General features: G+C 69.4%; 12 protein-coding genes. 7 read left to right on the top strand and 5 right to left on the bottom strand.

The window, feature by feature from the left end; translation table 11 throughout:
• Positions 1-210 precede the first annotated feature (210 nt).
• The gene (locus ABFT43_RS21595) at positions 211-1,794 is read left to right on the top strand and encodes an ATP-binding cassette domain-containing protein (RefSeq protein ID WP_347962317.1); all 1,584 of its coding nucleotides are present in this window, start codon (positions 211-213) and stop codon (positions 1,792-1,794) included.
• Here ABFT43_RS21595 and ABFT43_RS21590 read toward each other — a convergent pair.
• Positions 1,769-2,857: an epoxide hydrolase family protein gene (locus tag ABFT43_RS21590; RefSeq protein WP_347962316.1), complete on the bottom strand. Its 1,089-nt coding sequence runs from the start codon at positions 2,855-2,857 to the stop codon at positions 1,769-1,771. The two genes, ABFT43_RS21595 and ABFT43_RS21590, sit on opposite strands and share 26 nt — an antisense overlap.
• 103 nt (positions 2,858-2,960) lie before the next feature.
• On the opposite strand from ABFT43_RS21590, the gene ABFT43_RS21585 reads away from it, so the two are divergent.
• The 5 genes from ABFT43_RS21585 to ABFT43_RS21565 all read left to right on the top strand — a co-directional run bounded on the left by ABFT43_RS21585 (position 2,961) and on the right by ABFT43_RS21565 (position 7,368).
• Complete coding sequence (locus tag ABFT43_RS21585; RefSeq protein WP_347962315.1) at positions 2,961-3,419, top strand: MarR family winged helix-turn-helix transcriptional regulator; 459 nt, start codon at positions 2,961-2,963, stop codon at positions 3,417-3,419.
• A 152-nt stretch (positions 3,420-3,571) separates the two neighbouring features.
• A complete protein-coding gene (locus ABFT43_RS21580) occupies positions 3,572-4,693 on the top strand; it encodes an MBL fold metallo-hydrolase (RefSeq protein WP_347962314.1) in 1,122 nt (373 codons plus the stop codon).
• 98 nt (positions 4,694-4,791) lie between these two features.
• Entirely contained in the window at positions 4,792-5,553 is a 762-nt protein-coding gene (locus ABFT43_RS21575; protein ID WP_347962313.1) for a crotonase/enoyl-CoA hydratase family protein, read from the top strand.
• A gap of 33 nt (positions 5,554-5,586) precedes the next feature.
• Entirely contained in the window at positions 5,587-6,489 is a 903-nt protein-coding gene (locus tag ABFT43_RS21570) for a LysR family transcriptional regulator (RefSeq protein ID WP_347962312.1), read from the top strand.
• Positions 6,490-6,495: 6 nt separating this feature from the next.
• Positions 6,496-7,368 (top strand): LysR family transcriptional regulator, encoded by an 873-nt coding sequence (locus tag ABFT43_RS21565; RefSeq protein ID WP_347962311.1) that lies wholly within the window; start codon positions 6,496-6,498, stop codon positions 7,366-7,368.
• Between the two features lie 19 nt (positions 7,369-7,387).
• Here the strand turns inward: ABFT43_RS21565 and ABFT43_RS21560 are convergent, their stop codons facing one another.
• Positions 7,388-8,611 (bottom strand): acetyl-CoA C-acetyltransferase, encoded by a 1,224-nt coding sequence (locus tag ABFT43_RS21560; RefSeq protein ID WP_347962310.1) that lies wholly within the window; start codon positions 8,609-8,611, stop codon positions 7,388-7,390.
• Between the two features lie 71 nt (positions 8,612-8,682).
• Positions 8,683-9,441, bottom strand: coding sequence for a 3-oxoacyl-ACP reductase FabG (fabG, locus tag ABFT43_RS21555; RefSeq protein WP_347962309.1), 759 nt, complete (start codon positions 9,439-9,441; stop codon positions 8,683-8,685).
• A 244-nt stretch (positions 9,442-9,685) separates the two neighbouring features.
• Here fabG and ABFT43_RS21550 point away from each other — a divergent pair, with 244 nt between their 5' ends.
• Complete coding sequence (locus ABFT43_RS21550; RefSeq protein ID WP_347962308.1) at positions 9,686-10,882, top strand: acyl-CoA dehydrogenase family protein; 1,197 nt, start codon at positions 9,686-9,688, stop codon at positions 10,880-10,882.
• On the opposite strand, the gene ABFT43_RS21545 is transcribed toward ABFT43_RS21550, so the two are convergent.
• On the bottom strand, positions 10,879-12,540 hold the full coding sequence (locus tag ABFT43_RS21545) for a class I adenylate-forming enzyme family protein (protein ID WP_347962307.1): 1,662 nt from the start codon (positions 12,538-12,540) through the stop codon (positions 10,879-10,881). The two genes, ABFT43_RS21550 and ABFT43_RS21545, sit on opposite strands and share 4 nt — an antisense overlap.
• Positions 12,537-13,301 (bottom strand): SDR family NAD(P)-dependent oxidoreductase, encoded by a 765-nt coding sequence (locus ABFT43_RS21540; RefSeq protein ID WP_347962306.1) that lies wholly within the window; start codon positions 13,299-13,301, stop codon positions 12,537-12,539. The genes ABFT43_RS21545 and ABFT43_RS21540 overlap by 4 nt, the downstream gene beginning before the upstream one ends.
• Positions 13,302-13,327: the final 26 nt, after the last annotated feature.

Below are 13,327 nucleotides of genomic sequence, written 5' to 3'. Positions count from 1 at the left end.
ACCCGGTCCCGAGGACCCGTCGGAGAATGCCCTGAGGAGAACCGTCGAGAAAAACCCATTGGCAGGCCGCATGTGCCGCGCTACCGTGGAGCTGTCGTCGTTTCCCACGGCTTTTCCGACATGCGAGGAGTGATCTCACACGATGAACAGCTGAAGTGGCCCCGGCCGGCGTGATCACGCCGGTGAATCCCGACCACTTCAGGAGTCCGTGTGTCTGCTTCCTCCTCCGCTTTCCCCAACCTGTCGACCGCGTCGTCGGTCGTGTTGTCCGATGTCGCGTTCGCCTGGCCGGACGGCACCGCCGTCTTCGACCACCTCGACCTCGCGCTGGACGCGCGGACGTACTCGCTCATCGGCGCCAACGGCGCGGGTAAGTCGACGTTGCTCGCACTGCTCGCGGGCCGTCTCGAACCGGCGTCGGGCAGCATCACCCTGTCCGGCGGGGCCGACGCCGAGGTGGGTCTGGTGACGCAGGACCCGCAAGCCGATCCCCTCGCGACGGTCGACGCCGCGCTGGGCATCGCCGACGTCCGGGCGGCGCTGCGGCGCATCGAGAACGGATCGGTCGACCCCGACGACTTCGACATCGTCGACGACGACTGGGACGTCGAAGAACGGGCCCTTGCGCTGCTGGCGCAGATGGGTCTGCCGCCCGACCTCGACCGGGCCGTCGGATCGATGTCCGGTGGCGAGGCGACGCTGCTGTCGATCGTCGCCGCCCTCATGCGACGCCCGTCGCTGCTCTTGCTCGACGAGCCGACGAACAATCTCGACACCCGTTCCCGGGCAAGGCTCTTCGACGCCGTCGACAACTTCGACGGGACGGTCGTCGCAGTCAGTCACGACCTCGAACTCCTCGAACGCGTCGACGCGACCCTCGAGCTGTACCGGGGCGAGGTGCGGGTGTTCGGCGGTCCGTACTCGCATTACCGCGAGGTCGTCGACGCCGAGCAGCAGGCCGCGGCGGCAGCGGTCGCCAACGCCGCCGGTGACCTCCGCAAACAGCGTCGTGAACTCGTCGAGGCACAGGTCAAGCTCGATCGCCGGACGCGCACCGCGGCCACGGCGGAACGCGAGAAGAGGGTGCCGAAGATCATCGCGCACAAGCGCCGCAGCGAGGCCCAGGTGTCGGCGGGCAAGCTGCGGAACATGCATCGGACCGACGTCGAGGAGGCGGCCACGCGCCTCGACGCCGCTCGTGAGGAGATCCGCGACGACCGCACCACGCGGATCGTGGTGCCGGAGGTCGAGGTCGCCCCGCGCGCACAGATCGTCGTCGACGACCGGCTACGCGTCGACGGTCCCGAACGGATCGCACTCACCGGCCCGAACGGTGCGGGAAAGTCGACTCTGATCGCCGATCTGATCGCCCGCGAACGGATCGTCGTGCCATACGCGTACGTGCCGCAGCGGATCGTCTTCGACGACCCGTCGGCGTCGATCGCCGGGCACGTCGCGGCACGTCACCCCGACATCGCCACCCAGGAGGTCCGGGCGCACCTGGCGCGATTCCTGTTCCGCGGCAACCGCGCCGAACGCACGCTCGACGAACTCTCCGGGGGCGAGAAGCTGCGGGTCGCACTCGCCGATGCGCTCCTCGGTGACCCGACCCCGAAGCTGCTGATCCTCGACGAGCCGACCAACAACCTCGATCTAGACACGGTCACGCAGCTGGTCGGAGCACTGGAGAGCTGGCGGGGCGCCCTGGTGGTCGTGTCCCACGACGAGGGGTTCCTGGCACGGATCGGGATCGAACGGCGGGTGGTGCTCAAGCGGCAGGCCGGAGCCCGGTGAAGAACTCCCGGATGTCCTCGGCGAGCAGGTCCGGCACCTCCATCGCGGCGAAGTGCCCGCCGCGGTCGAACTCGGACCAGTGCACGATGTCGTAGCGGCGTCCGGCGAGCGGCCGCACCGCCTGGGTGATGTCGTACGGGAGCACCGCCACGCCGACCGGGACGGGACACGGCTGGAATCCGCGCGGCGCGTCGTGATGGAGTCGTGCCGACGACGCCGCGGTGGCGGTGAACCAGTACAGCGACACGTCGGTGAGGATCTTCTCGTCGTCGACGGGCGACCTCGGATCGACCCATTGCGCGAATCGTTCGGCGATCCACGCCAGCTGGCCGACCGGCGAGTCGGTGAGGGCATACCCGATGGTCTGCGGGCTGGTCGCCTGAATCGCCTGGTACGCGGGCCGGTTCGCCATCAGGTCCCGGATCTTGTCGAGACGGCTGCGATCCTCGTCGGACAGCGCGACATCGGCGTCGGGATCGGGCCGGGTGGGCAGGTAGTTGACGTGCACGCCGATGACGTGGTCGGGCGCCGCATCCCCCAGCGCGAGCGAGATCCCGGATCCGAAGTCCCCGCCCTGCGCGCCGTAGCGGTCGTACCCGAGGCGGCGCATCAGCTCTGCCCATGCACGGGCGATTCGCGGTATGCCCCAATTGCGTTCGTGGGTCGGCCCGGAGAAACCGTATCCGGGGATGGACGGGATGACCAGGTGGAAGTCGGCGCTCAACGGTTCGATGACCTCGAGGAACTCCAGGAACGAACCGGGCCAGCCGTGCGTGAGGATCAGCGGCAGCGCATCGGGTTCGGACGATCGGACGTGAACGAAATGTATTCGCTGGCCGTCGATCTCGGTGACGTGGTGGTCGAGTTCGTTCAGCTTCGCCTCGTGGGCACGCCAGTCGTAGCCGATACGCCAGTGTTCGGCGAGCGCGCGCAGCCGGCCGAGTGGGAAGCCGTAGTCCCACCCCGCGTCGCGGACCTCGTCGGGCCATCGGGTGCGGGCCAGACGTTCGGCGAGGTCGTCGACGTCGGACTGCGGGATCGCGATGCGAAAGGGCTCGATCATTGGAACCTCCGGCCGGGACTATCATTTGGAAACTAAACGTTTATTGACCAAACGATACCCCAGATCGTTTGGTCAATCAACGATTGGCGTTACGATTCCCGTCATGGAGCAGGCCGACGAGTCCCGGGACAGACCCGAGGGAGAGTGGACCCGGCTGCCGAGCTGGATGCTCACCCGGGCCGCCGAGCACGCGCACCGCATCGTGAGCGATCGATTCGGCTCCGTCGGGGCGCGCGGCTACCACTACCGCGTCCTCGCCGCACTGGATCGGTTCGGCCCCGCCAGCCAGGCCGAACTCAGCCGCCGCAGCGGCATCCACGTCAGCGAGATGGTCGGCACCATCAACGACCTCACCGCCGCCGGCCACGTCGAACGCTCCCCGGATCCGTCGGACCGGCGACGCAACGTCATCTCGCTGACCGCCTCCGGCCGACGGCGGCTCGTCGAACTGCGCACGTGTGTGGAACGCAGCCAGGAGGAGCTGCTGCAACCGTTGACCCGCGCCGAACGCGCCCAGCTCATCGAACTGCTCACCAGGCTGTCCGACCACCACGGCCCATAAGTCCAGGTCCGGCCGGAAAACCTTCGATCCATAGGTAGTCCCTCAGGGCCCGTGAGCCGCCCCCTCTTTGAGCGGGACAGGTCACTCGTGATCGGATGGGGTGTTGCGCAACACAGGTGGGCGCTCGCCCGCGAAGGACGGCAGGAGGTCTGATGGCCGCGATCGAGGTGACCGGTCGACGTCAGCAGCAGGCCTGGGCCGAGAAGGTCCTCCCACCCATCGAGGAGGTCCGGCCGGGCCTGTGGTCGATCCCGGTCCCGATGGGTCCCAACCCGCTGCGATACGTCCTCGTCTACGCGCTCGCGATCCCCGACGGCGGTCTCGCGCTCATCGACGTGGGATGGCCGTCCGACGAGTCCTGGGACGCCCTCGTCGCCGGCATCCGCAGCACCGACCACGACATCACCGACGTGCGGACGGTCGCCGTCACACATCTGCACCCCGACCATTTCGGGCTGGTCCCCCGGCTGCTCGAGCACACCGACGCCGAGCTGTGGATGCACCGTGACGACGCCCGTCACCTGCGCCACCACTCCGACGATGAGGTCGAGCGGCAGCTCGACGTGGCGCGCGCCGAACTCCGGGCGCTCGGCGCCCCGCCCGATGTCGCCGAGCTCGGGTTCATCGACTTCGTCCGGCTGCCCGACGGCCGCACCATCGACCACGAACTGACCGCCGACGCCCCGCTCGACGTCGACGGCTGGACGCTGCGGGCGGTCTGGACGCCCGGGCACACGCCAGGTCACCTGTGTTTCGTCGACGACGACGCGGGAATCATCTTCACCGGCGACCATCTGCTGCCCCGGATCAGCCCGAACGTGGGCACCAACCCGATGCAGAACGACTCGCCGCTCGCCGACTATCTGATCTCGCTCGCCAACACCGAGAAGATGCGCGACCACGAGGCACTTCCCTCGCACGAGTACCGATTCCGCGGACTCGGCGCGCGCGTCACCGGCCTGCTGTCGCATCACGAGGAGCGGCTCACCGAGATCACCGAAGCCGTTGCCGCGCGGCCGGAGTCGACGGCGTGGGAGATCACGCAGGCGGTGACCTGGTCGCGCCCGTTCGCCGACCTCAACCTCACGATGAAGCGCCTCGCACTCCGCGAGACCGACGCCCATCTGCTGGTGCTGGCCGAACGCGGGATCCTCGTGGAGACGAGCCCGCTGCGTGCACCCGGCGTCGACCCCGCCGAGGTGGAACCCGCGCGCTGGTCCCTCGCGGAGATATCCGAGCATCACCCGACATCGCAGCTGTCCGTGCCGGACTGACGGACAGCGGATCAGCCCCCGGAAGCTCCCCGGCGACGATCCGCTCCCATCGGCGGATCGAGTCACCCATCACGACACCCATGACAGGAGAGTGATCCATGAGCGCAGTGCTCACCGAGTTCGCCGACGGCGTCGCCGTCATCACCATCAACCGGCCCGAGGCCAAGAACGCCGTGAACCTCGAGGTGTCCGAGGGCATTGCCGCCGCGATCGACGAGCTCGAGTCCCGCGACGACCTCACCATCGGCATCCTCACCGGCGCCGGTGGCACCTTCTGCGCCGGTATGGATCTCAAGGCGTTCGCGCGTGGTGAGCAGGTGTCGCTGCCCGACCGCGGATTCGGCGGCCTGACCGAGGCCCCGCCGAGCAAGCCGTTGATCGCCGCCGTCGAGGGTTGGGCCCTCGCCGGTGGCTGCGAACTCGCGCTCTCGGCCGATCTCGTCGTCGCCGCCGAGAACTCGAAGTTCGGCATCCCCGAGGTCAAGCGCGGCCTGGCCGCCGCCGCGGGAGGCCTGCTGCGCCTGCCGAAGATCCTCCCCTACCAGCTCGCGATGGAGCTCGCCCTCACCGGCGACCCGCTGAGCGCTGAGCGCGCACACCAGTTCGGCCTTGTCAACCGCATCACCAAACCGGGTGAGGCCCTCGACGGCGCACGCGAACTGGCCGCGAAGATCGCCGCGAACGGTCCCCTCGCGGTCAAGGCCACCAAGCAGGTCACGTCGATGGCCGTCAGCTACACCGACAAGGACCTCATCAAGAAGCAGTGGGAGTACCTGAGCCCCGTCTTCACGTCCGAGGACGCGCAGGAGGGCGCCCGCGCCTTCGCCGAGAAGCGTGCGCCACAGTGGAAGGGCCGCTGATCGAGGCACAGGTGACTCACTAGAGTGGCCGACGTGGACCTGCACCTCGTGACCTACTTCGTCGCAGTCGTCGACCATGGTGGGATCACGAGGGCCGCCCAGTCGCTCTACATCTCCCAGCCGTCACTTTCACAGGCCATCCGGACCCTGGAGAAACGGCTGGGGGTCACACTGTTCGATCGCACCGGGCGCCGTCTCGAACTGACCGAGGCAGGACGACGATTCGACGACGCCGCCCGGCGCATTCTCGCCGACGTCGAGCGCGCCAGGCAGAAGGTCGACGCGGTGCGGGAGCTGAAGGCCGGACGGGTCGACGTGGTCACCTACTCGGCGTTCAGCATCGATCCGCTCGTCGACGTCGTCCGGATCTTCCGGGAGCGATTTCCCCGTCTGGCCGTGCGCATCGTCGCCGCCGACGGCCCGGCCGGCGTGCTCTCCGCGCTGCGCTCCGGCGATGCCGAGATCGGGGTCATGGACTCCTCGGCCGAGCACGCGACGTTCACCGCGATCGAGATGACCGAGCAGGAACTCGTGGTGGCCGCGGACGCAGCCCTCGTCACCGGCCTGCCCGACCCGGTGTCGCGCAGCGCCATTCGCTCGATTCCATTGGTGATCGACCACAGCGACCAGAACACCGCCGCGCTGTTCGCCGATCTCGTCGACGAGGGCGCCCGCAATGTCGTCGTCGACTGCGCGATGCCGGCCGCGGTATGGAGCCTCGTCGAACAGGGAACGGCCGCAACGATTCTCCCGCGGACAGTCGCGGCGAACCAACTACCCGACGCCCGCCACCTGACCGTCGACCCGCCGCTGCGCCGACCGTGGGGGCTCGTCCTGCGCTCGGGTCCGCCCTCCCCGGCGGCCCTCGCGTTCATCGCCGCGGCCAGGGCGCACTCCGGACTCAACCCCGAACCGCCGGAACAGCGGGATTGGTAGCAGAACATGGAGTTACGTCAGGTCGAATACTTCCTCGCCGTCGTCGAGAACCAGGGAATCGGCGGTGCCGCAACGGCTCTCGGCGTCGCCCAACCGACGGTGTCACAGGCTCTGCGCGCGCTCGAACGCGAGCTCGGGGTGCAGTTGTTCCACCGGATCGGCCGCGGCATGGTGCTGTCGGCCGCGGGCCGCACGATGGTCGGCCCGGCGCGCCAGATCCTGCGTGACGTCGACGCCGTGACCGACGTGCTCGCCGCGCACGACGACGAACTGACCGGCCACCTGGAACTGGTGGCCTCTCCCGCGACCACCGTCGGCCCGGTGGTCGATCTCATCGCGACGTTCCGGGCGAGGTATCCGCAGGTGTCGGTGCGGCTGGGCGAACTCCGCGACGAGACGCGTGCCGCGCAGACCATCGAGGACGGCAACTGCGAGTTCGCGGTCGCCCACCTCCCCATCGCCGGTGACGGCCTGGAGGTCATCGTCCTCGGCGAGAAGGAGTACGTGCTGGTCTATCCGGAGGGCACCGACGTGCCCGACGGGCGGATCCCGCTCGGCGATCTGCCCGAGGTGCCGATGGTGTTCGTGCCGCGCGGCCACTCAGTCGGAGACGAACTCGAGGAGGCGATGCGCGTCGGCGGGCGGCGCCCTCCGCTCGCCGTGCTGTCCGAGCACCGCGAGGAACGACTTCCCATGGTGCAGGCCGGGATCGGCGGCACGCTGGTGGACCGGAGGATGGCCGAGGCGATCGCCGACCGGGTGCTCATCCGGGAAACCGAGCCGCGGTTCGCCCGGCCGTTCGCGATCGCCTTCGACCCCGCGTCGCTGTCTCGGGTGGGCCAGGCGTTCGTGGAGGTGATCCGGTCGCAGGTGGACTAGCGGTGCGCGGGCCGGGGTCTCAGGAAATGCGCTCGAACACCGCGGCGAGACCCTGACCGCCTCCGATGCACATCGTCTCCAGGGCGTAGCGCGCCTCACGGCGGTGGAGTTCGCGGGCCAGCGAGGCCAGCATGCGGCCGCCGGTCGCACCGACCGGGTGACCCAACGAGATGCCGGAACCGTTCACGTTGGTGCGGTCGAAGTCGCCGCCCTTGCCGAACCGGCCGAATCCCCATTCGCGGGTGACCGCGAGCGCCTGCGCGGCGAACGCCTCGTTGAGTTCGATGAGGTCGATGTCGGAGAGCGTGAGCCCGGCCTTGGCCAGGGCCTTCTCGGTGGCGGGCACCGGGCCGATGCCCATGGTGCGCGGCGGGACGCCCGCGAGGCCCCAGGAGACCAGCCGGACCAGCGGCCGCAGCCCCAGCTTCTCGGCGACCTCGGTGGTGGTGACCAGCGCCATCGACGCGGCGTCGTTCTGGCCACTGGCATTCCCTGCGGTGACGGTGGCCTCCGGGTCGGTCTTGCCCATGATCGGCTTGAGCTTCGCCAGCGATTCGAGCGAGATGTCCGGGCGCGGGTGCTCGTCGGTGTCGATGACCCGGTCACCGCCGCGGCCCGGAACCGTGACGGGCACGATCTCCTCGGCGAGGATCCCCTCCTTCTGGGCACGCACCGCGCGCAGATGGGATTCGAGCGCGAGCTCGTCCTGCTCCTCGCGCGGGATCTCGTACTCCTTGCGAAGATTCTCGGCGGTCTCGATCATGCCGCCGGGCACCGGGTAGTTCCTGCCGCCGGCGGTCGAACGGGCGCGGACGAGGCTGTCGTGCATGGTCACGCCGGTTCGCGCTGCGCCCCACCGCATGTCGACGGAGTAGAACGACGCGTTGCTCATCGACTCGGTGCCGCCGGCGACGACGAGGTCGTTGTCGCCGGAGGACACCTGGTAGGCGGCCTGGATGACTGCCTGCAGTCCCGATCCGCAGCGTCGGTCGATGTGCATGCCGCCCACCGTGATCGGCAGTCCGGCGTCGAGCGCGACCACGCGACCGATGGCCGGGGCCTCGCTGTTGCCGTTGCAGTGGCCGAGGATGACATCCTCGATCTTCTCGGGATCGACGCCGGTGCGGTCGATGAGGCCCCGGAGGGCGGTGACCCCGAGGTCGACCGCGGTGAGGTCCTTGAACATCCCGCCGTAGCGGCCGATCGGGGTACGGACCGGCTCGCAGATGACGACGTCTCGCATGAGTGGGCCTTTCGGGAGGTGCAGGTCGGGTGGGAAGGGATCGGTGGGAAGAGATCGGGCGCAAGCGCCCCTCACATGAAGCGGCCGCCGGTGACCTCGAGAACCGTGCCGGTCATGTACGACGACATGTCCGACGCCAGGAACAGCGCGACGCTCGCGACCTCGTGGGGTTCGCCCGCGCGCTGCATCGGGATCTCGGACATCTTCTGATCCCATGCCTTCTGCGGCATCGCCTCGGTCATGGCCGAGCGGATGAGACCGGGCTGGATCGCGTTGACGCGCACGCCGTGGTGCGCCATCTCCTTGGCGGCGGCCTTGGTCATGCCGACGATGCCGGCCTTGGCTGCCGAGTAGTTGGTCTGCCCGACCATGCCGACCTTGCCCGAGAGCGACGAGATGTTGACGATCGCCCCGCGCTTGGCCTCACGCATGATCGCGGCGGCCTTGCGGGTGCCGTTCCAGGTGCCCTTCAGATGGACGGCGATGACCAGGTCGAAGTCCTCCTCGGTCATCTTCCGCATGGTGGCGTCGCGGGTGATGCCCGCGTTGTTGACCATCACGTCCAGCGACCCGAACCCGTCCACGGCCTCGGCGAGCAGCGCGTCGACCTCGTCGGCGACGACGACGTCGCACCTGACGGCGCGGGCGACGTCCCGGCCGCCGAGCTCGTCGGCCGCGGCCTGCGCGGCGTCGAGGTGGAGGTCACCGAGGACCACGCGGGCGCCGGCCTCGACGAAGGCACGGGCGATCTCGAACCCGATGCCCTGGGCGCCGCCGGTGACGACGGCGGTGCGCCCGGAGAGCAACGGCTGCGCGGTGGTGGATGACATCGTTCGTGTCCTTTCGATGGCTTTCACGCTTGCGGGGTCGCACTCGGTCGGTGCTCGCCGGGGTCGGTGCTCACGGTGATCGCCGCCCGGTGTTACGACACCACAGGGCGCACCCGGGGTGATGCCAGTAATCTAGCCCGCCCGGTCCCCTCCGCGGACCTCCCGATTCATACGCAACGGCTATCGGAGCGATGCCGCTTTCGTATTGGACCGCCTGCCGTCTCGACCGGGAGAGTGGGACACCATGACCGGAGTGACCCAGCCAACCGCCGACACGCAGGTGAGCGACGAGGACTTCGCCGACATCCTGTCGGCGACGCGCGAATTCGTCCGAGAGGTCGTGGTTCCGCGCGAGCAGGAGATCCTCGACACCGATGCGATCCCCGCCGACATCCGGCAAACAGCCAAGGACATGGGCCTCTTCGGCTACGCGATCCCGCAGGAGTGGGGCGGGCTCGGCCTGAACCTGGCCCAGGACGTCGAGCTGGCGATGGAGCTCGGATACACCTCGCTCGCGCTGCGGTCGATGTTCGGCACCAACAACGGCATCGCCGGTCAGGTGCTGGTGAACTTCGGCACCGACGAACAGAAGTCGCGGTGGCTGGAGAAGATCGCCTCCGGCGAGGTCGTCGCGTCATTCGCGCTGACCGAGCCGGGCGCCGGATCCAATCCCGCCGGGCTGCGCACGAAGGCCGTCCGCGATGGCGCGGACTGGGTGATCACCGGGGAGAAGCGGTTCATCACCAACGCCCCGGTGGCCGACCTGTTCGTCATGTTCGCCCGCACCCGCCCGGCCGACGAGAACGGCACCGGGATCGCGGTGTTCCTGGTCCCGGCCGACTCCCCCGGCCTGTCCGTGGGCGCCAAGGACCGCAAGATGGGCCAGGAGGGCGCCTGGACCGCCGACGTGCACTTCGACGGTGTGCGCGTGTCCGACTCGGCCCTCGTCGGCGGCAGCGAGGACGTCGGCTACAAGGCCGCGATGCTCTCGCTCGCGCGGGGCCGGGTGCACATCGCGGCGCTCTCGGTGGGCACCGCGCAGCGCGCCCTCGACGAGTCGGTCGCGTGGGCGGCCACCGCCACCCAGGGTGGTCGCCCGATCGGCGAGTTCCAGCTGGTGCAGGCGATGCTCGCCGATCAGCAGACCGGGGTCATGGCCGGCCGCGCGATGGTACGCGACGCCGCCCGCGCCTGGGTCGAGAACACCGACCGCAGGATCGCTCCGTCGGCGGCGAAACTGTTCTGCACCGAGATGGTCGGCAAGGTCGCCGATCTCGCGATCCAGATCCACGGCGGCAGCGGCTACATGCGCGAGGTCCCGGTCGAGCGGATCTATCGCGACGTCCGCCTCCTGCGCCTGTACGAGGGCACCAGCGAGATCCAGCGCCTCATCATCGGCGGCAACCTGTACAAGCAGGCCGCGCGCCACACCCAGCGCTAGAGGCGTCCGCGCAGCGCGGCCTTCTGGACCTTTCCCGCGGGCGTCGTGGGCAGTTCGTCGACGACGATGACGTCGCGGATCTTCTTGTAGGGCAGCACCTGTGCGGCGACGAACACCGTCACCGCCTGCTCGTCGATATGGTGGCCGTCCCGGGCCACGCAGAACGCCACCGGCTCCTGGCCGGCGGCGCCGGCGTCCCGTCCGACGACAGCCGCCGCCGCGACGTCGGGGTGGCTCACCAGGATCTCCTCGAGCTCACGCGGATACACGTTGTAGCCCTTGTAGATCAGCATGTCCTTGGCGCGGTCGCAGATGTACAGGTAGCCGTCGGCATCGCGGTAGGCGATGTCGCCGGTGTCGAGCCATCCGTCGACGAACTGGGCGTCGGTCAGCTCGGGCTGATTCAGGTAGCCGTCGGTGACCTGTGGCCCCCGCACCCACAGTTCGCCACGCTCCCCCGACCCGAGGACGACCCCCGGATCGTGCGGTGCGCGGATCTGGACCTCGGTGTCGTAGGTCGGCAGACCGACACTGCCGAGCCGGTATTCGCCGTCGGCGGTGAGCGGCGCGGATGACACCAGGCACGTCGCCTCGGTGAGTCCGTAGCCCTCGACGACCGCGGCGGCGGGAAACGCCTTCTCGAGCCGTTCGAGCGTGACGAGGTCGATCGGGGCGGCCCCCGAGGACACCACCCGCACCGAACCGAGGTCGCGGGTACCGATGTCGGGGTGGACGGCGAGCGCGTGCCACATCGCCGGGGACCCGGTCAGGTACGTCGCGCGATGCTCCTCGATCAGCGCGAGCATGCCTCCCGGTTCGAACCGTCCGGCCAGGACCGTGGTCGCGCCGCACAGCAACAGGAACGACAGGTTGATCAGCGCGTGCGCGTGGAACATCGGCGACACGACGATCGTCACGGCGTCGCCGGGCACCACTCCCCGGCTCCCGCCGGGCCGAGGGGTGAGTCGCAGCCGCCCGTCGTCGCCGAACTCCACCGCATGTCCGGCACGCCACGCGATCATCTGGGTGACGTTGCCTAGGACGTTGCGGTGCAACACCCGCACACCCTTGGAGACGCCGGTGGTCCCACCGGTGAATGCGAGGTGCGCGACGTCGTCTGTCGAGGTGGACACGCCCGGCGCCGTGTGGTGGCCGGTCACGAAGCCGTCGAGCGGGACGACCCGGACGTCCTCCGCCGCAGCGGTTCCGGATGATGTCGTGGCCTCCGGCGACACAGCGTCGACCACGATGACGGTGGCCAGCGACGTGCCGGCTGCCGCCGACAGCAGTCGTGTGGACTGTTCGGCCTGGGTGAAGCCGACCACGGCACCGGTCTCGATGACCTGACGCCGCAGGCCGGGTACCGGTTGCAGCGGGTTCACCAGGGTGACCGTGGCACCCGCGCGCAACGAACCGTAGTACGCCACAACGAATTCGACACTGTTGGCGAGATAGAGCAGCACGACGTCGCGGTCGGCGACCCCGGCGGACCGCAGGGCCGACGCGACCGCCGCCGAACGCCGGTCGAGTTCGGCGAAGGTCAGCGTCGTGTTCCCGTCGACCACCGCTGCCCGGTCGTCGTAGAGCGCAGCCATGCTCGCGGGGAGCACCGCCATGGTGGTGTCCGGGTAGTCGAGGACGGTCGACGTCGAGGTCATCGCGGCGCCATGCGGATCGCGCCGTCGAGGCGGATGGTCTCGCCGTTGAGGTAGGTGTTCTCCAGGATGTTCGCCGCGAGCCGGCCGAACTCCTCCGGCCGGCCCAGGCGCGGGGGGTTGGGGATACTGGCGGCGAGCGAGGCGCGGACGTCCTCACGGAGGCGGGCCAGCAGCGGTGTGTCCATGGTGCCCGGGGCGATGGTGTTGACGCGGATGAGCTTGCCGGCCAGGTCACGCGCGGCGACGATGGTCATGCCGACGATGCCGGCCTTGGAGGCCGAGTAGTTGATCTGTCCGATCTGGCCCTCGAATGCGGCGACCGAGGCGGTCATGACGATCGCGCCCCGCTCCCCGTCGACGGGTTCCTGGCGGGCCATCCGCTCGGCGCCGAGCGACAGTGCCAGGAACGAGCCGACGAGGTTCAGGTTGATGACGAACTCGAAGTCCTCGACCGACCCGGCCTTGCCGTCCTTGTCCAGGACACGCATCCGCCGTCCCGCGCCCGCGCAGTGGACGAGGCCGCGCAGACCGCCGCGGTCGTCGGCGACATCCAGTGCGGCCGCGAACTGTTCGGCGTCGGTGATGTCGGCGGCCGCGAAAGTCGCCGCCGGACCCAGTTCCTCGGCGACGGCGGCCCCGTCCGAGGACGGCAGGTCGATCAGCGTGACGAGCCCGCCGGAGTCGACGACACGCCTGGCGGTGGCCAGCCCGAGGCCGGAGGCACCACCCGTGATCGCGACGGATTGTCCCTTGAGTTCCATCGTGCTGTCGTCCCTGTCGGTGGTGG

The sequence above is a fragment of the Gordonia aurantiaca genome (assembly GCF_039939235.1).
GTDB lineage: Bacteria > Actinomycetota > Actinomycetes > Mycobacteriales > Mycobacteriaceae > Gordonia.
This window is presented reverse-complemented; position numbering and strand designations above follow the sequence as displayed.

Bases quoted from the DNA above. Each gene is read 5' to 3' on its own strand.
- ABFT43_RS21575 (WP_347962313.1), top strand. From the start codon at position 4,792: ATGAGCGCAGTGCTCACCGAGTTCGCCGACGGCGTCGCCGTCATCACC.
- ABFT43_RS21545 (WP_347962307.1), bottom strand. From the start codon at position 12,540: ATGACCTCGACGTCGACCGTCCTCGACTACCCGGACACCACCATGGCG.
- ABFT43_RS21560 (WP_347962310.1), bottom strand. From the start codon at position 8,611: ATGCGAGACGTCGTCATCTGCGAGCCGGTCCGTACCCCGATCGGCCGC.
- ABFT43_RS21565 (WP_347962311.1), top strand. From the start codon at position 6,496: ATGGAGTTACGTCAGGTCGAATACTTCCTCGCCGTCGTCGAGAACCAG.
- ABFT43_RS21585 (WP_347962315.1), top strand. From the start codon at position 2,961: ATGGAGCAGGCCGACGAGTCCCGGGACAGACCCGAGGGAGAGTGGACC.
- ABFT43_RS21550 (WP_347962308.1), top strand. From the start codon at position 9,686: ATGACCGGAGTGACCCAGCCAACCGCCGACACGCAGGTGAGCGACGAG.
- ABFT43_RS21580 (WP_347962314.1), top strand. From the start codon at position 3,572: ATGGCCGCGATCGAGGTGACCGGTCGACGTCAGCAGCAGGCCTGGGCC.
- ABFT43_RS21540 (WP_347962306.1), bottom strand. From the start codon at position 13,301: ATGGAACTCAAGGGACAATCCGTCGCGATCACGGGTGGTGCCTCCGGC.
- fabG (WP_347962309.1), bottom strand. From the start codon at position 9,441: ATGTCATCCACCACCGCGCAGCCGTTGCTCTCCGGGCGCACCGCCGTC.
- ABFT43_RS21590 (WP_347962316.1), bottom strand. From the start codon at position 2,857: ATGATCGAGCCCTTTCGCATCGCGATCCCGCAGTCCGACGTCGACGAC.